The sequence below is a fragment of the Pseudomonas sp. JE3303 genome (assembly GCF_056312565.1).
The window spans coordinates 263,927-279,994 of sequence record NZ_JBWGIF010000001.1; the positions used below are offsets into that span (position 1 = coordinate 263,927).

Here is a 16,068-nt window from a genome sequence, read left to right on the forward strand (position 1 = left end):
GATGACGACTCCGGCACGGCCACCCAAGCCGCTCTACAGCAACGTCAGCCCTGCGGTGCCTTCGCCTTGCATCAATGTCTGCCGGCTGGACGAGCACAAGGTCTGCACGGGCTGCCAGCGCCCGGTCGAGCATATCCGCGAGTGGCGTTCGGCCAATGACCAGCGCCGCCGTCAGATCTGCCAGGAGGCACAGGAGAGGCGCGGCGAGGCCTCGCTGCACTGAACCGCGGGCCCTTGTGTATTTGTCGCGCTGTGGTAGTGTCGAGTCTGCATCGGCGCCGCCGATAGCCCTGCAAACCCCGCCCTTGGGCGGGGTTTTGCTTTATATGCCCGGACATTTCACACCTTTGCAAAGGAGCCTGACTGGATCATGAGCACCAAGCCTTCCCTTATCCTCACCCGACTGGACGTACAGCGTCTTGAGCACCTGATCGAAAGCCTCGGCGAAGAGACGCCGGGTGTCCTCGCCCTGCAGGACGAGCTGGACCGCGCAGAGCAGGTGGTCGGTCATGAGGAGGTCCCGGCTGGCGTGGTGACCATGAACTCGCGCGTGCACTGCCGCGAAGAAGCCAGTGGCAAGGACTACCACCTGACCCTGGTCTATCCGAAGGATGCGGGGGGCGAGGGCAAGGTCTCGATCCTGGCCCCGATCGGCTGCGCGCTGCTGGGGTTGTCGGTGGGCGAGCAGATCGACTGGCCGGCCCCGGGTGGCAAGACTCTGAAGCTCAAGTTGCTTGAGGTCGAGTACCAGCCCGAGGCTGCCGGGGATTTTGACCTCTAAGAAGGCGCGGTGCCTTCAGCCTGGGTACGCAGGCAGCGCGTGGTCCAAGCATCGAGGTCACGCTGGGCAGCGCGGTGGCTGGCATTCAGGTTGCGGGCGAACTGATTGAGAAACTGGTAGCTGCGATTGAGCTCGGCCACCAGTTCGCCGCGCTCGATGGCCACCTTCCGCTGGCAGCGGCTGTCGAGCATGGCCAGTTGGTTGTCATCCCATCCCCATTCGCAAGTCAGGCGGCGCAGCAAGCGGCGCTGCCAGCAGTTGTCGTGTTGCCGGCCCAGGCTGCTGAGTTTCTTGCCCACTTTCAGATACAGGCTGCGCCGCACCAGCTCAAGGCGCTCGGGCTGATCATGGTGCTTGAGGTACTGCTCGATACGCCGGTAGACCATGATGTAGGGGTCGAGCGCGTCCAGATCCAGCTGGTTGCCGAACACGGCCTCCTTGAAGGCCAGACTCAGGCAGTACACGCGAGGGTGCTCGCTCGCATAGACCTCGGTCAGCAGCAGCTTGAGCACCGACTTGTGGGGCGAGTGGACGCCTTTGAACAACTGCCAGAGTCCCGCGCCGACGAACTCGCCCGGCGGCATGTGCGCCAGGTGTCCCAGGTCCAGGTTGTCTTCGGCGCGAATCAGGCGCCTGGACAGCAGGGTCTGCGTGTAGGTGTGATAGTCCTTCTCCTGATACACCGGCACCAGCCACCACAGCGGCGTGCGTCCCGCCAGCCAGATGGCGGTGCGGTAGAACTCGTCGAGCAGCAGGCAGTGCCGGGTGGTACGGCAATCGTCCGCGCTCATCTCGCCATCGCGCTCCCCCAGCACCAAGCCATGCGACTCGATCAGGTACAGGTGGGCCTCGGCACCCTGACTCGCGGCCCAGGCCTCAAGGAGCAGGCATTTGCGGCGCAGTTCATCGAGCTCCGTATCGCTCAAGTCCGCACCATGGCAGACCCACAGGTCCATGTCGCTCTGTTCGGCCTGGGCGAGGGTGCCCAAGCTGCCCATCAGGTACAGGCCATGGATCGGCCCAGGGTGGTTGTGATGGCGGGATCTGTAGGTAAACGAGCAGTTCAGGCGCCGCGCTTCGGCCAGCGTCCCGGCTTCGGGTTCGAATCCCGAGACCCCGGCGGGCGTTGCGCCGGACACATAGCCCGGTAGCAACGGATGATTGATATGGAAAAACAGTGGCAGCAGCATCAGCACCTGTTGCTGACGGCTGGACAACCCTTCCAGGGCCCGCGCAAGCCGTCCTTGATTGAGCTGCAGGAAACGCCCACGCAGTTGGCCAAGCACCTGGCGATCGATGTTTTCATCCAGGTCGGGACGGATTTGATGGGGGTGTTTCATCGCACACTCAGGCAGGGCGGGACAGCTGTCGCGAGTCTAGCCTGAGTGGCGGGGTCGGATTAAGCGGAATTTGATCGTTGACGCCAATTTACAAGCGTCATCAACCTCATGCCGTTTCGGCCACATTGAGGATGATCAGCAGCTTCTGTGCCTGCTCGGCCGCATCCTGGCCCAAGCTGGTCAGATAGCCGCCATCGGGCTGGTCGGTCAGTTCTTTTTCGTACAGCCGCCGGGCAGCGGCCACCAGTTCAGGTGAGGCGGTCGCGTGCACCTTGATGCCCTCCTGGTGGTTGTCCAGGTTGAACAGGGCAAGCACTTCGAGTTCGGCAATCAGTTCGGGGGTGAAGGACATGATGACTCCTGACTTCCAGACAAGGACGGGGCACCGATACCGGTGCCTGGTCTTGCAGTGTAGACAGGGTTTTCAGGCGTTGCCTTGATCTTCCTCAGGAGGAAGCTCCGGCAGATTGCGCAGTGCGGTTTCGTACCAATCGGTGTTGAATGCCCGGTCTTCCTTGAGCATCGCGTCGATCTCGAACGCCAGCACATGAGCCATCAGGTTGATGATGTCCTCTTTTTCATAGCCCACCAGGGTGAGCTTGTTGAACGTGGCCTTGGCAGCGGGCGGGTTGTCGCTCTCTATCTGGTTCTCGATGGCTTCGGTCAGGGTCGCCTCGGCGAAGGCTTCTTCATCGTCGTTGTCGATATCGGTGGGCTCGCTCATGGCGCTACTCCTTGGAATGGACGCACAGTTTGCCACGCCTTGCCCGGCAATGCCTGGGCATCGACCGCACGCATGAAGCTGGCCAGCGCAGGGCAACCGGTCTATAACTGGCCGGCCATCCCCGTACGGCCTGGAGGCTGTCTCACATGCTCAAGCTTCATGGATTCGCGGTCAGCAACTACTACAACATGGTCAAGCTGGCGCTGCTGGAAAAAGACGTGCCTTTCGAGGAAGTGCTGTTCTTCGCCGAGCAGACCCCGCAAGCACTGGCGATCAGCCCGCGCGGCAAAGTGCCGGTGCTGGAGACCGAGCATGGTTTCCTCAGCGAGACCAGCGTGATCCTCGACTACATCGAGCAGACCCAGGGCGGCACGCCGCTGTTGCCCGCGGATGCCTTTGGCCAGGCGAAGGTGCGTGAGCTGCTCAAGGAAATCGAACTGTACATCGAGCTGCCAGCGCGCACCTGCTATGCGGAAGCGTTCTTCGGCATGCAAGTCGAGCCGCTGGTGAAGGAGAAGGCCCGTACCGACCTCTTGGCAGGTTTTGCCACGCTCAAGCGTAACGGAAAGTTCGCGCCCTATGTGGCAGGGGAGCAGCTGACCCTTGCAGACCTGATGTTCGGCTTCTCGGTGGACCTGGCAAGCGCGGTCGGGAAGAAGGTACTGGGGGTTGATCTGCTCGATGGGTTCCCGGAGGCCCGGGAGCTGCTGGAGAGACTGGCGGGGAACCCGCACATGAAGAAGATCCTGGCGGACAAGGAAGCGCTGATGCCGAAGTTCCTGGAGATGATGCGGCGCAAGCACGGCTGATGCGGGCGGAGGGCCGCTTCGTGCCCCATCGCGGCACAAGGCCGCTCCCACTGTGGGAGCGGCCTTGTGCCGCGATGGGCTGCAAGGCAGCCCCAAGTCTCAACGCAAGCCCAGCAACTCCCGGCCCCGCACCACCGCCGCCCGCACCTGTGCAGGTGCGGTACCACCAATGTGGTCACGCGCATTGACCGAACCTTCCAGGGTCAGCACCGCAAACACATCCTGCTCGATCTGATCGCTGAACTGGCGCAGCTCGTCCAGGCTCATCTCGGCCAGATCCTTGCCGGTGTCCACGCCGTACTTGACGGCATGGCCGACGATCTCGTGGCAATCGCGGAACGGCAGGCCACGGCGGACCAGGTAGTCGGCAAGGTCGGTGGCGGTCGAGAACCCACGCAGCGCAGCCTCACGCATGATGGCATGGCGCGGCTTGATCGCCGGGATCATGTCGGCAAAGGCACGCAGCGAGTCACGCAGGGTGTCTGCGGCGTCGAACAGGGGCTCCTTGTCTTCCTGGTTGTCCTTGTTGTAGGCCAGCGGCTGGCCTTTCATCAGGGTCAGCAGGCCGGTCAGGGCGCCGAACACGCGGCCGCTCTTGCCACGCACCAGCTCCGGGACGTCCGGGTTCTTTTTCTGCGGCATGATCGAGCTGCCGGTGCAGAAACGGTCAGGCAGGTCGACGAACTGGAACTGCGCACTGGTCCACAGCACCAGCTCTTCGGAGAAGCGCGACAGGTGCATCATGGCAATGCTGGCGGCAGCGCAGAATTCGATGGCGAAGTCACGGTCCGAAACGCCGTCCAGCGAGTTGCCGGCCACTGCTTCGAAGCCCAGCAGCTCGCAGGTGAGCTGGCGGTCGATCGGGTAGGTGGTGCCTGCCAGCGCGGCGCTGCCCAGGGGCATGCGGTTGGTGCGCTTGCGGCAGTCGACCAGGCGCTCATGATCGCGGCTGAGCATCTCGAACCAGGCCAGCAGGTGGTGGCCGAAGGTCACGGGCTGCGCGGTCTGCAGGTGGGTGAAGCCAGGCAAGATGGTCTCGGCTTCACGCTCGGCCTGCTCCAGCAGGCCCTGCTGCAAGCGGGTGATTTCGGCCAGGATCAGGTCGATCTCGTCGCGCAGCCACAGGCGGATGTCGGTGGCTACCTGATCGTTGCGGCTGCGGCCGGTGTGCAGCTTCTTGCCGGTGACGCCAATGCGGTCGGTCAGGCGCGCTTCGATGTTCATGTGCACGTCTTCGAGATCGACGCGCCAGTCGAAGTTGCCGGCCTCGATCTCGGCCTGAATGGTGTTCAGGCCGTCGATGATGGTGTCACGTTCGGCATCGGTGAGGACGCCGACCTTGGCCAGCATGGTGGCGTGGGCGATCGAACCCATGATGTCGTGGCGGTACAGGCGCTGGTCGAAGTTGACCGAAGCGGTGAAACGGGCGACGAAGGCGTCGACGGGTTCACTGAAGCGGCCGCCCCAGGACTGATTGGTCTTGTCGGTGCTCATGGGTTCACTCGTTGAAGGCGTGAGAAAAAAGTGGCGTCGATAATAGCAGGGTTGGGATGCCCGCCGCAGGACGCCGGTCGATAGAAATACAGGCCCATTGTGCGGGCGTGACACAGCCAGGGGCTCTGCAAAAGGATATTTGCCGATTGAACGGCAGCGCTCTGGCAACCGTCTACAGTTGGACAGAGGCTCAGCGGTATTTGCCGCCGAGCCAGTGAATCTTTAGCTATCGCGCGAGTCTCAGCGTGGACCGCCGTGAGCGTCGAACCCTCACCTGTCTACGCTATCCTTGTGCGAGACTCACTCAGGAATCCAGCGCAATATGAATGTCCTGATCGTTGATGACGAACCCCAAGTCCGTGAGCGCCTGAGCCGTCTGCTCGGCGAACTGGAGGGCTACACCGTGCTGGAGCCCAGCGCCACCAATGGCGAGGAGGCCCTCGCGCTGATCGACAGTCTCAAGCCCGACGTGGTTTTGCTGGATATCGGCATGCCCGGCCTCGATGGCCTGCAGGTAGCCGCCCGGCTATGCGAGCGTGAAGCCCCGCCAGCGGTGGTGTTCTGCACCGGTGACGAATTTACCGACGAGTCCTTCAAGGACAGTACCATGAGCCATGTAGCCAAGCAGGCCCAGCCCCAACACTTGCGCGATGCCCTGCGCAAGGCCGAACGACCCAACCGTACGCAACTGGCGGCCCTGACCCGTCCCGCCGTCGAAAGCGGCGCCGGACCGCGCAGTCATATCAGCGCGCGAACGCGAAAGGGCATCGAATTGATCCCCTTGCCCCAGGTCATCTATTTCATCGCCGACCACAAGTACGTCACTCTGCGCCACGAGGGGGGCGAAGTGCTGCTGGATGAACCGCTCAAGGCCCTGGAAGACGAATTCGGCGACCGCTTCGTGCGCATCCATCGCAACGCCCTGGTCGCCCGCGAGCGAATCGAGCGCCTGCAACGCACTCCGCTTGGGCATTTCCAGCTATTTCTCAAAGGGCTTGAGGGTGATGCCCTGACAGTCAGCCGGCGCCATGTCGCCGGTGTGCGCAAGATGATGCAGAGTCTCTGACCGAACCCCCGCGAAAGGCCATGGATGGCCATCCTCTGACCTTGATCTGCTGAGCGCGCCTTTGGAGCTGTTATCATCGGCGGCATTTCTCTCGTTCGGGGCTGTTCATGTCCACTCGCGAAATCCGTATCGCCACTCGCAAAAGCGCCTTGGCCCTGTGGCAGGCCGAATACGTCAAAGCCCGCCTTGAGCAAGCCCACCCTGGTCTCAAGGTCAGCCTGGTACCCATGGTCAGCCGCGGCGACAAGCTGCTCGACTCGCCGTTGTCGAAAATCGGCGGCAAGGGCTTGTTCGTCAAGGAGCTCGAAACCGCGCTGCTCGACCAGGAGGCCGACATCGCCGTGCATTCGATGAAGGATGTGCCGATGGACTTCCCCGAAGGCCTTGGGCTGTTCTGCATCTGCGAGCGCGAAGACCCTCGCGATGCATTCGTTTCCAATACTTTTGCCAACCTTGCCGCCTTGCCTGCGGGTAGCGTCGTCGGCACCTCCAGCCTGCGTCGCCAGACCCAGCTGCTGGCGCGTCGGCCTGACCTGCAGATCCGTTTTTTGCGCGGTAACGTCAATACCCGCCTGGCCAAGCTCGATGCCGGCGAGTACGACGCGATCATCCTGGCGTCTGCTGGGCTGATCCGCCTTGGTTTCGAAGACCGGATCACCGATAACCTCAGTGTCGATGACAGCCTGCCAGCGGGCGGCCAGGGCGCGGTGGGCATCGAGTGCCGCACAGCCGACACCGAGATCCATGCCTTGCTGGCGCCGTTGCACCATGTCGATTCCGCTGACCGGGTGGTCGCCGAGCGAGCTCTCAACAAGCGCCTGAACGGCGGCTGCCAGGTGCCGATCGCCTGCTATGCGGTGCTCGAGGATGACCAGCTCTGGTTGCGCGGCCTGGTGGGACACCCCAGTGGCGGCACCGTCCTGGTCGCTCAGGCGCGCGCACCGCGCAGCCAGGCGCAGGCCCTGGGCGTGCAGGTTGCCGAAGACCTGCTGGCGCAGGGCGCCGAGGCGATCCTCAAGGAAGTCTACGGCGAGGCCGGTCACCCGTGAGCGGGTGGCGCCTGCTGCTGACCCGGCCTGCCGAGGAGTGTGCAGTGCTGGCGCAGACGCTGGCCGGCGCGGGGATCCAGAGCAGCAGCCTGCCCCTGCTGGAGATCGAACCCCGTCCCCTGGCCGAGCACGAGCTCGACAGGGTCCGCCAGCTCGATCGCTACCAGGCTGCCATCGTGGTCAGCAAACCCGCGGCGCGGGCATTGCTCGACCTGCTGGCGCGTTTGCGCCCGCAGGCGCCGGGGCTGGCCTGGTTCACGGTAGGAGCGGCATCTGCCCAGGTGCTGAGCGATGAGGGTCTCGAGGTGAGCTTTCCCCAGGGCGGTGATGACAGCGAAGCCCTGCTGGCATTGCCCGCACTGGGCCAGGCTATTTCCGGTCCGGCCGCGCGCGTATTGATCGTGCGGGGCGAGGGAGGTCGCGAATGGCTGGCCGAGCGTCTTGCCGAGCAAGGTGCTAGTGTCGATTATCTGGAACTGTATCGCCGTCGACTGCCGAGCTACCCGGCCCACGCTCTAGTGCGCACCATCGAGGTGGAACGCCTGAACGGCCTGGTGGTCAGCAGTGGGCAAGGTCTTGAACACTTGCAACAATTGGCTGGCGCCGATTGGCCACGGCTGGCGCGATTGCCGCTGTTCGTGCCCAGTCCGCGAGTCGCCGACCAGGCTCGGGCCGGTGGCGCGCAGCATGTTGTGGATTGCCGTGGCGCGAGTGCCGCGGCCTTGCTGGCAGCCGTGCAGCAGACTGCTGCACCTGCCCCTTAAGGCGTCGGGCCCAGAAGCCGGCGCCCCAATGCAAAGGATGGATACGTGAGCGAAACTGTCTTGTCCAACAATGAACAGCACACGGCGCCCGAGGCGCCCGAACCGATTGTCGCCGCGCCTGCCCGGCGCTCGGGCAACGGCCTGGCGATCCTGGCACTGCTGCTGGGCGCCGCCGGTGTCGCCGTCGGCGGCTGGGGTGTCTGGCAGGTGCGCCAGCTGCAGGGCAGCGAACAAGGGCAGGGGCAGCATCTGCAAGTGCTCAATGAGCGCACCGAATTGCTGCAGCAGCGCGAACAGCAGATGACCGCGCAGCTGTCCTCGCTGCCAGCGGCCAGCGAACTCGAAGACCGCCGCCGCCTGGTCGCGCAGCTGCAAGGCGACCAGCAGCGCCTCAGCCAGCGGCTGGAAACCGTCCTGGGTGCAAGCCGCAAGGACTGGCGTCTGGCGGAGGCCGAGCACCTCCTGCGCCTGGCGACCTTGCGTCTTTCGGCATTGCAGGACATCAGCAGTGCCCGTGCACTGGTCGAGGGTGCCGACGAGATCCTGCGCGAGCAGAGCGACCCTGGCTCGTTTGCCGCGCGCGAACAACTGGCCCGCAGCCTGGCCACGCTCACCAGCGTCAAGCAGCCCGACCGCACCGGCCTGTTCCTGAGGCTGGCCGCCCAGCGTGAGCAAGTGCAGCAGCTCAACGCCGTGGCCCCCGAGTTCGACACCAATGCCGACGCCCTGGGTGCCCTGACCGCCGACGGCGATGGGCCGACCCGCCTGTCGCAGTGGTGGGCCGAGATCTCCAAGTACTTCGAAATCGACTTCAACGCCGACGACAACGTGCGGCCGTTGCTGTCCGGGCAGTCGCTGAACCAGCTGCGCCTGGCCCTGAGCCTGACCATCGAGCAGGCCCAGTGGGCCGCTCTCAATGGCGAGGCCAAGGTCTATACCCAAGCCCTGGACGACGCGCGCAGCGTGCTGCTGGCGAACTTCAACGCCGACAACCCGCAGAGCAAGGCCATGCTCGACAGCCTCAACGCCCTGGCCCAGGAACCGGTCTCGGTAGTGGTGCCCGACCTGAGCGAAAGCCTGAATGCGGTACAGGCGTACATCGAGCGGCGTCACCTGCGGGTGGAAGAAGGGGCCAAGCCATGAAGCGCGTCTACCTCCTTGCGGTGGTGGCGATCGCCGTGGCGGCCGCGCTGGGTATCGCCATCGCCAAGCACAGCGGCTACGTGCTGATCGCCTATGGCGGCTTCCGCTATCAGTCCGGGTTGTGGGCAGCGCTGGGTGCGTTGCTGGTGATTGTCCTGGGGCTGTTGCTGGTACGCTACCTGATCGGCCTGGTATTGACCTCCACCGGCGTGGTCAACCCCTGGTCGCGGCGCAATCGCAGCCGCCGCACGCGCATCGCCATCGAACAGGGCCAGCTGGATCTGGCCGAAGGCCGCTGGGCCAGTGCCCAGCGTCACTTGCAGCGTGCCGCCGAGCATGAACGCCATCCCCTCCTGTACTACCTCGGTGCCGCCCGCGCGGCCAACGAGCAAGGCCGTACCGAAGACAGCGACCACCTGCTCGAGCGTGCGTTGGAGCGCCAGCCCGAGGCCGAGCTCGCGGTTGCACTGACCCATGCCCAACTGCAGATGGAGCGCGGCGACACCGATGCAGCGCTGGTGACCTTGCAGGCGATGCAGGAACGCTATCCGCAGAACGGCCAAGTGCTGCGATTGCTGCAGCGCCTGCATCGAGAGCGCGGCGAATGGCCTGCGCTGATCCGCCTGATGCCCGAGCTGCGCAAGGGCAAGGTACTCTCGGCGGATGAACTCACTACACTCGAAAAGCGCGCGTGGGGTGAAAACCTGAGCCTGGCGTCGACCCGTGGCGAGGACGTGCAGAGTGCCCGCCAGTCCTTGGAGCGGGCGTGGCAGCAACTGACCTCGGCCCAGCGCCAGGAGCCGCAGCTGGTGCTGGCCTACGCCGAGCAACTGCGTCAGCTGGGCGCGCAGGCCGAGGCCGAAGAGGTATTGCGTACCGCGCTCAAGAAGCAGTACGAGAGTCATCTGGCGCGCCTCTACGGTCTGGTTCGTGGCAACGACCCCGCACGCCAGCTGCAAACCGCCGAAGGCTGGCTCAAGGACCACGGCACCGACCCTAGCCTGTTGCTCACGCTTGGCCGCCTGAGCCTGCAGAACCGCCTGTGGGGCAAGGCCCGTGACTACCTGGAAAGCAGCCTGCGCCAGCAGCGCGATCCCGAGACGTGCGCCGAGCTTGCACGCCTGCTCGCCAGCCTTGGCGATACCGAGCGCAGCAACCAGCTGTTCCAGGAGGGTCTCGGGCTGCTCGACGAGCGCCTGCTGGCCCTGCCGTTGCCTGATGGCACCCCTGCCTGAACGACCCTCGGCCCGCGTCCCCGACGCGGGCTGCAGTCCCCTGTATCACCCGTTCGAAACACTCCCTGGAAGCCCCGTGATTGTGCGCTTTCAGAGATGCCCGCGCTCAGGGCGGAAACTTCCTACAAACTCCTCATCCGTTTCCCCTTTCAGACAGGGACGTGTCTCAGTTGTAGTGCCTTGAAACAAAGCCCGGCTTTCCACTACCGTCTTTAGCCCTGCCAACCTGACCGGGACACGCTATGCCCTCGGCGCGCTTGTACTCACCGTTTCTTCCAGCTTTCGTGGCCTCGATATCAATACTGGCCGTGGTGCACGCCGTCGAGCTCGGCTTCGGGCTGGCGCCGTGCCCGCTTGGCTATGGTCAGCAGTTTTTCCTCGCGGGCTTTTCATTGGTCAGCCTGTGCGCGGTCTGCCATGCGCCGGGTGGGCTGGGGATGCGGATCTATGCGCTGTTGTCCTTGCTGCTCGCAGCTGCCGGTGCGCTGGTGGCGGGCCGTCAGGTGTGGCTCCAGGGGGCGCTGCCGATCGCGGATACCTGCACCCCGAGCTTTGCCCACGTGCTTGACAGCATGCCGTGGTGCCAAACCATCAAGGCCATGCTGATCGGCAGTGCCGACTGCATGTCCATTCACTGGAGCTTTCTCGACCTCACGCTGCCCGAATGGACCCTGCTGGCCTTCCTGGTGCTGGCCATCGTGCCGGTGACACGCTTGCTGACGTATCGATTCAGCGCGTTGGCTCATCCGGGCAAGGACTGACCTGGCTCAAGCCCCCCGGGCTTCTCACGACAAGCGGCACCCCTTGGGGGGATTAAACGCTTGTACGAACTTAGTCCTCTGCGTACCTTGAAGGCCGAGGCGCACGGGAATACTCTCCCTGCACGCATACTAAAAACGCAACTGCCCGATGCCGTTTCGCGCACGCATCCTCAGTGCTGCAGTGTCAGGAAGCGAGTTGCAGCGGCATTACCAAGAATGGAAGATATCGCCATGCTCGATAGTTGTCAGAATGCACAGGAACGTTGGGGTGGGGTTCATCAACTGATCGATCGCTGGCTCAAGGAACGCGAAGAGCTGGTACAGGCTTTTGCCCTCTTGCGCGACGCCAAGCCTGCCTTCGCCGACAAGGACAAGAACCGCGATTTCTGCGCGGTACTGGTGGACTACGTATCTGCCTGGCATTTCGAGATCAGTGAACAGCTCGTCAGCGAGGCCAAGGCATTTGGGGACCAGCGCGGCCTGGAGCTTGCGACCCAGATCAGCCCGCGCATCGACGACATCACTCAGATCGCCCTGGCGTTCAACGATCATTGCGACAAAGGCGATTGCAGCGACACCGAGCGTTTCGCCAAGAAGCTCAACGAATTGGGCAGCCTGCTGCACGAACGTTTCGAGCTGGAAGACTGCCTGATCGAAGTGCTGCACAACGCGCACAAGGAAGAAGACACTGTTGACGCCTGACAGTCGATTTCAGTCGGCTACGGCGACCAGTTCTATCTCGAACACCAGCGGGGTATAGGGCGCGATCAGGTCACCAGCGCCCTCGGCACCATAGGCTTGCGCCGACGGGATCACCACTCGCCACTTGTCCCCGGCTTTCATCCGTGGCAATGCCACCTGCCAGCCTTCGATCACCGAGTTCAGCTTGAACCACTGGGGTTGCAGGTTCTGGTCGAATACCGTGCCGTCCGGCAGTTTTCCCACGTACCGAACCTGCACCTTGCCCTCAACACGTGGCTGCGCGCCGTTGCCGCTCGCCAGTTCGCTGTACAGCAGTCCGCCCGGCAATTCGTGCACCCCGGCGCGGCCCCGCTCATTGGCCATGAACCGCGTTTCGGCGCCCTGCATCTTCTCGATCTGCGACTGTGTGATCGCTGCGCTGGCTTGCTCGTCGTGTTGCTGGAGAATGGCCTGACGGCGCGCGGCGTCGATTTTCAGTGGCTCTTTACGGTAGGCCTCCCGCAGGCCTTCGACCAAGGCATCGAGCTCAAGACCGGGCACTTCTTCGCGCAGGCGTTCGCCCAGGCTGGCACCGACGCTGTAGGAAAGATCGTGCTCATTGGCGGGCGCCGGCGGCGCCTCAGCCATCGCCAATGGCGCGGCCAGGCTCAGCCCGACAAGTACAAAACGGATCACGGTGAACTCCTGGACGATGATGACGAACTGCGCCAACTACACTTGCAGGCGAGTTGCACGATAACAACTTTGCCCAGGCATGCAACGCGGCGCCCCTCGTACGGTCCCATGCCCTAGCGGCGATCTCAGCACAAGCATAGTATGACCCGCATTCTCGTCAGCCAGGAGGTAAACCATGTCGGCCAAGAAGAAGCCAGTAAGTACGCCGTTACACCTGCTCCAGCAACTTTCGGGCAGCCTGCTCGAACATTTGGAAGAGGCCTGCTCGCAAGCGCTGGTTGATGCAGAAAAACTGCTGGCCAAGTTGGAAAAACAGCGGGGCAAGGCGCAGGAAAAACTGCACAACTCCCGCACCAAGTTGCAAGATGCCGCCACTGCCGGCAAGTCCAAGGCCCAGTCCAAGGCCAAGTCGGCTGTGGGTGAACTTGAAGAGCTGCTCGATACGCTCAAGGATCGTCAGTCGCAGACCCGCACCTATATTCAGCAACTCAAGCGCGATGCCCAGGAAAGCCTGAAGCTGGCCCAAGGGGTAGGCAAGGTGCGCGAAGCAGCCGCCAAGGCGCTGGAGCAGCGCTCGACCAAGGCGCCTGCCAAGGCTGGCGTTGAAACTCCGATCAGCAAGCCTGCCAAGGCTGCCAAGGCCGCGAAACCTGCCAACTCCACAGCAACGGCTGCCGCTAAACCAGCGGCGCCGGCCAAGGTTGCCGCTGACAAGCCGGTCTCGTCACGCGCCCCGTCTGCCAAGCCAGCCGCGAAGCCCGCTGCTGCCAAGGCCCCGGCCCGCACCGCTGCGGCCAAGCCTGCTGTGGAAACAACGCCGGCGAAAACCACCGCCGCGAAAGCTGCCGCCAAGCCAGCTGCGACCAAGGCTCCAGCCAGGGCTGGCGCTGCCAAGCCTGCAGCCCGGGCTGCCACCGCCAAGCCTGCGGCTACCCGAGCGGTCAAGCCGGCAGCCAAGCCCGCAGCGGCGAAAGCGCCCGTCAAACCCGCTGTTTCCAGCGACGATTCGCCAGCGGCAAACTCCCACTCCGCAGCGCCGGCCTCGACGGGCGCCACGCCCTCCAGCACCCCGGCTCAGCCAACGTCCTCTTCTTCCTGAACCCCTTGAGCCGAGACGCGCAGTTCCTGCAGCGCGTCGTCGGCCCCGGCAGGGCCCGGCATGAGCCGGGTCAGCCAATCCCCGCGCTCCTCGCCCAAGTCCCCAGGCCATCCAGCCGCCAGCTGTTCAAGCCGATTCAACAGGCCGCGTTCGGCCTCAAGTTCCAGCCCCTTCACTTGCTCGCGTAGCGCTGTCAGCTGCGGGTCGGTTCTTGCCAGCTCGCGCCATTGCTGGCGCAGTCGGCGCAACGGGGCAACCACCTCGCGCTGCCAGGGTCCGGCGATCGCGCACAGGGACTCTGCCCGCGCCTCACTGACACCCACTCGCCGCGCCTGCAGCCATGCGCCGCAGAGCAGCAGGCAGACATCCCCACCCTTGTCCTGCAAGCGCAGGCAGGCAGCCTCGACGCCTGGACGGGCGTACACGGCCAAGGCGTAATTCCACAGGTCGGTGTGCATGGTTCAACTCGCGCCAGTGACCGAGGAAGCTGGTAGACTCCGCGGCCATTATGATCAGACTATCGAACCTCACTTTACAGCGTGGTCCACAGCGCTTGCTAGACGGCGCCGAGATGACCCTGCACGCTGGCCACAAGGCCGGCCTGATCGGTGCCAACGGCGCCGGCAAATCCAGCCTGTTCGCCATGCTGCGCGGTGAGCTCACGCCTGATGGCGGCGACTGCAAGCTGCCGGCTGACTGGCGTATCGCCCACATGCGGCAGGAGATCGAGACACTGGATCGCCTGGCGGTCGACTACGTGCTCGACGGCGATATCCGTCTGCGCAAGGTCCAGGCAGAGCTTGCCGCCGCCGAAGCCGCCCATGACGGCAGCGCCCTGGCGCGCCTGCACATCGAGCTCGACAGTGCCGAGGGCTACACCGCCGACGCCCGCGCCCGCAAGCTGCTGGCCGGCCTTGGCTTTTCCAACGAGCAGATGGACCGCCGCGTCGGCGACTTCTCCGGTGGCTGGCGAATGCGCCTGAACCTGGCCCAGGCCCTGATGTGCCCGTCTGACCTGCTGCTGCTCGACGAGCCCACCAACCACCTCGACCTGGACGCTATCCTCTGGCTCGAAGAGTGGCTGAAGGGCTACCCGGGCACCTTGCTGCTGATCTCCCACGACCGCGACTTCCTCGATGCCGTGGTCGACCATGTCGTCCATGTCGAGCAGTGCAAGCTGAATGTCTACCGCGGCGGCTACAGCGCCTTCGAGCGCACCCGTGCCGAACGCCTTGCGCAGCAGCAGCAGGCGTACGAGAAGCAGCAGGCGCAGCGCGCGCACATGGAAAAGTACATCGCCCGTTTCAAGGCCCAGGCCACCAAGGCCCGCCAGGCACAGAGCCGCATCAAGGCCCTTGAGCGCATGGAAGAGTTGTCGGCGGCGCACGTGGATTCGCCGTTCGACTTTGTCTTCCGCGAGTCGCAAAAGATCTCCAGCCCACTGCTGGACCTTTCCGAAGGCCGCCTGGGCTACGGCGACAAGGCGATCCTCGAGAAGGTCAAGCTGCAGCTCACCCCCGGCGCGCGGATCGGCCTGCTTGGCCCCAACGGCGCGGGCAAGTCGACCCTGATCAAGAACCTCGCCGGCGAGCTGGAACCAATCTCCGGGCGTCTGGTACGCGGCGAAAACCTCGCCGTCGGCTACTTCGCCCAGCATCAACTCGACTCCCTGGACGACAAGGCCAGTCCGCTGCTGCATCTGCAGCGCCTCGCGCCGTCCGAGCGCGAGCAGACCTTGCGCGACTTCCTGGGCGGCTTCGATTTCCGTGGCAACCGCATCGACGAGCCGGTGCTCAACTTCTCGGGGGGTGAAAAAGCCCGCCTGGCGTTGGCGCTGATCGCCTGGGAGCGGCCGAACCTGCTGCTGCTCGACGAACCGACCAACCACCTGGACCTCGAAATGCGCCTGGCCCTGACCATGGCGCTTCAGGAGTTCAGTGGCGCGGTGGTGGTGGTTTCCCACGATCGTCACCTGCTCAAGAGCACCACCGATGACTTCCTGCTGGTCGCTGATGGCAAGGTCGAAACCTTCGATGGCGACCTGGAAGACTACAGCCGCTGGCTGATCGACTACCGTCAGCGCAACGCCCCGGTCAGCAGCACCCCGGTCAACCCCGACAAGACCGACAAGAAGGCCCAGCGCCAGGCTGCTGCGGCCTTGCGTCAGCAACTGGCCCCGCACAAGCGCGAAGCCGACAAGCTCGAACGCGAACTGGGTGAGGTTCATGTCCAGCTCGCGCAGGTTGAAACATCGCTGGGTGACAGCGGGCTGTATGACGCCGCGCGCAAGGACGAGCTGCGTGATCTGCTCGGGCGCCAGAGCAAGTTGAAGGTGCGCGAAGGGGACCTGGAAGAACGCTGGATGGAGGCGCTGGAAACGCTCGAGTCGATGCAGGCGGAGTTGGAAGCGCTATCCTGAGGCTCCG

The 16,068-nt window shown here is 64.2% G+C and carries 17 protein-coding genes and 2 pseudogenes; 13 read left to right on the forward strand and 6 right to left on the reverse strand.

What is annotated here, in order from left to right; genetic code table 11:
* Nucleotide 1 precedes the first annotated feature (1 nt).
* Both AC0ZZU_RS01310 and rnk read left to right on the forward strand, forming a co-directional pair.
* Nucleotides 2-223, forward strand: a complete 222-nt coding sequence (locus AC0ZZU_RS01310) for a DUF1289 domain-containing protein (protein WP_476338433.1) — start codon at nucleotides 2-4, stop codon at nucleotides 221-223.
* A gap of 147 nt (nucleotides 224-370) precedes the next feature.
* A complete protein-coding gene (rnk, locus tag AC0ZZU_RS01315; protein ID WP_476338434.1) occupies nucleotides 371-781 on the forward strand; it encodes a nucleoside diphosphate kinase regulator in 411 nt (136 codons plus the stop codon).
* Nucleotides 782-831: 50 nt separating this feature from the next.
* Here the strand turns inward: rnk and AC0ZZU_RS01320 are convergent.
* From AC0ZZU_RS01320 to AC0ZZU_RS01330, 3 genes and pseudogenes are all read right to left on the reverse strand, one after another.
* Nucleotides 832-2,121: pseudogene (locus AC0ZZU_RS01320) on the reverse strand (class I adenylate cyclase); the annotation flags it as partial.
* A 106-nt stretch (nucleotides 2,122-2,227) separates the two neighbouring features.
* Nucleotides 2,228-2,473, reverse strand: coding sequence for a TIGR02647 family protein (locus AC0ZZU_RS01325; protein WP_158458805.1), 246 nt, complete (start codon nucleotides 2,471-2,473; stop codon nucleotides 2,228-2,230).
* Between the two features lie 72 nt (nucleotides 2,474-2,545).
* On the reverse strand, nucleotides 2,546-2,845 hold the full coding sequence (locus AC0ZZU_RS01330; protein WP_476338435.1) for a hypothetical protein: 300 nt from the start codon (nucleotides 2,843-2,845) through the stop codon (nucleotides 2,546-2,548).
* Between the two features lie 146 nt (nucleotides 2,846-2,991).
* Here AC0ZZU_RS01330 and AC0ZZU_RS01335 point away from each other — a divergent pair, with 146 nt between their 5' ends.
* Nucleotides 2,992-3,654 (forward strand): glutathione S-transferase family protein, encoded by a 663-nt coding sequence (locus tag AC0ZZU_RS01335; protein ID WP_476338437.1) that lies wholly within the window; start codon nucleotides 2,992-2,994, stop codon nucleotides 3,652-3,654.
* A gap of 99 nt (nucleotides 3,655-3,753) precedes the next feature.
* Here the strand turns inward: AC0ZZU_RS01335 and argH are convergent, their stop codons facing one another.
* Nucleotides 3,754-5,148, reverse strand: a complete 1,395-nt coding sequence (gene argH / locus AC0ZZU_RS01340; RefSeq protein WP_476338439.1) for an argininosuccinate lyase — start codon at nucleotides 5,146-5,148, stop codon at nucleotides 3,754-3,756.
* Between the two features lie 218 nt (nucleotides 5,149-5,366).
* Between argH and AC0ZZU_RS01345 the strand changes: the two are divergent.
* The 8 genes and pseudogenes from AC0ZZU_RS01345 to rsd all read left to right on the forward strand — a co-directional run.
* Nucleotides 5,367-5,474, forward strand: a pseudogene (locus AC0ZZU_RS01345) (sensor histidine kinase); the annotation flags it as partial.
* The gene (locus tag AC0ZZU_RS01350) at nucleotides 5,471-6,214 is read left to right on the forward strand and encodes a LytR/AlgR family response regulator transcription factor (RefSeq protein WP_476338440.1); all 744 of its coding nucleotides are present in this window, start codon (nucleotides 5,471-5,473) and stop codon (nucleotides 6,212-6,214) included. The pseudogene AC0ZZU_RS01345 and the gene AC0ZZU_RS01350, both read left to right, overlap by 4 nt.
* Before the next feature lie 107 nt (nucleotides 6,215-6,321).
* Nucleotides 6,322-7,263, forward strand: a complete 942-nt coding sequence (hemC, locus tag AC0ZZU_RS01355) for a hydroxymethylbilane synthase (RefSeq protein WP_476338442.1) — start codon at nucleotides 6,322-6,324, stop codon at nucleotides 7,261-7,263.
* Entirely contained in the window at nucleotides 7,260-8,027 is a 768-nt protein-coding gene (locus AC0ZZU_RS01360; protein ID WP_476338444.1) for a uroporphyrinogen-III synthase, read from the forward strand. Before hemC ends, AC0ZZU_RS01360 begins: the two co-directional genes overlap by 4 nt.
* 45 nt (nucleotides 8,028-8,072) lie before the next feature.
* Nucleotides 8,073-9,170, forward strand: coding sequence for a uroporphyrinogen-III C-methyltransferase (locus AC0ZZU_RS01365; RefSeq protein WP_476338445.1), 1,098 nt, complete (start codon nucleotides 8,073-8,075; stop codon nucleotides 9,168-9,170).
* Nucleotides 9,167-10,405, forward strand: coding sequence for a heme biosynthesis HemY N-terminal domain-containing protein (locus AC0ZZU_RS01370; protein WP_476338447.1), 1,239 nt, complete (start codon nucleotides 9,167-9,169; stop codon nucleotides 10,403-10,405). Before AC0ZZU_RS01365 ends, AC0ZZU_RS01370 begins: the two co-directional genes overlap by 4 nt.
* A gap of 242 nt (nucleotides 10,406-10,647) precedes the next feature.
* Nucleotides 10,648-11,166, forward strand: a complete 519-nt coding sequence (locus AC0ZZU_RS01375) for a disulfide bond formation protein B (protein ID WP_476338449.1) — start codon at nucleotides 10,648-10,650, stop codon at nucleotides 11,164-11,166.
* A 231-nt stretch (nucleotides 11,167-11,397) separates the two neighbouring features.
* Entirely contained in the window at nucleotides 11,398-11,868 is a 471-nt protein-coding gene (gene rsd, locus AC0ZZU_RS01380) for a sigma D regulator (RefSeq protein WP_476338451.1), read from the forward strand.
* 9 nt (nucleotides 11,869-11,877) lie between these two features.
* Here rsd and AC0ZZU_RS01385 read toward each other — a convergent pair whose 3' ends face one another.
* Entirely contained in the window at nucleotides 11,878-12,495 is a 618-nt protein-coding gene (locus AC0ZZU_RS01385; protein ID WP_476339101.1) for an FKBP-type peptidyl-prolyl cis-trans isomerase, read from the reverse strand.
* A 223-nt stretch (nucleotides 12,496-12,718) separates the two neighbouring features.
* Here AC0ZZU_RS01385 and AC0ZZU_RS01390 point away from each other — a divergent pair, with 223 nt between their 5' ends.
* Entirely contained in the window at nucleotides 12,719-13,642 is a 924-nt protein-coding gene (locus AC0ZZU_RS01390) for an AlgP family protein (RefSeq protein WP_476338452.1), read from the forward strand.
* On the opposite strand, the gene AC0ZZU_RS01395 is transcribed toward AC0ZZU_RS01390, so the two are convergent.
* The gene (locus tag AC0ZZU_RS01395; protein WP_476338454.1) at nucleotides 13,618-14,100 is read right to left on the reverse strand and encodes a TIGR02444 family protein; all 483 of its coding nucleotides are present in this window, start codon (nucleotides 14,098-14,100) and stop codon (nucleotides 13,618-13,620) included. The genes AC0ZZU_RS01390 and AC0ZZU_RS01395 overlap by 25 nt on opposite strands.
* 50 nt (nucleotides 14,101-14,150) lie before the next feature.
* On the opposite strand from AC0ZZU_RS01395, the gene AC0ZZU_RS01400 reads away from it, so the two are divergent.
* Nucleotides 14,151-16,061 (forward strand): ATP-binding cassette domain-containing protein, encoded by a 1,911-nt coding sequence (locus AC0ZZU_RS01400; RefSeq protein WP_476338456.1) that lies wholly within the window; start codon nucleotides 14,151-14,153, stop codon nucleotides 16,059-16,061.
* Nucleotides 16,062-16,068 lie beyond the last annotated feature (7 nt).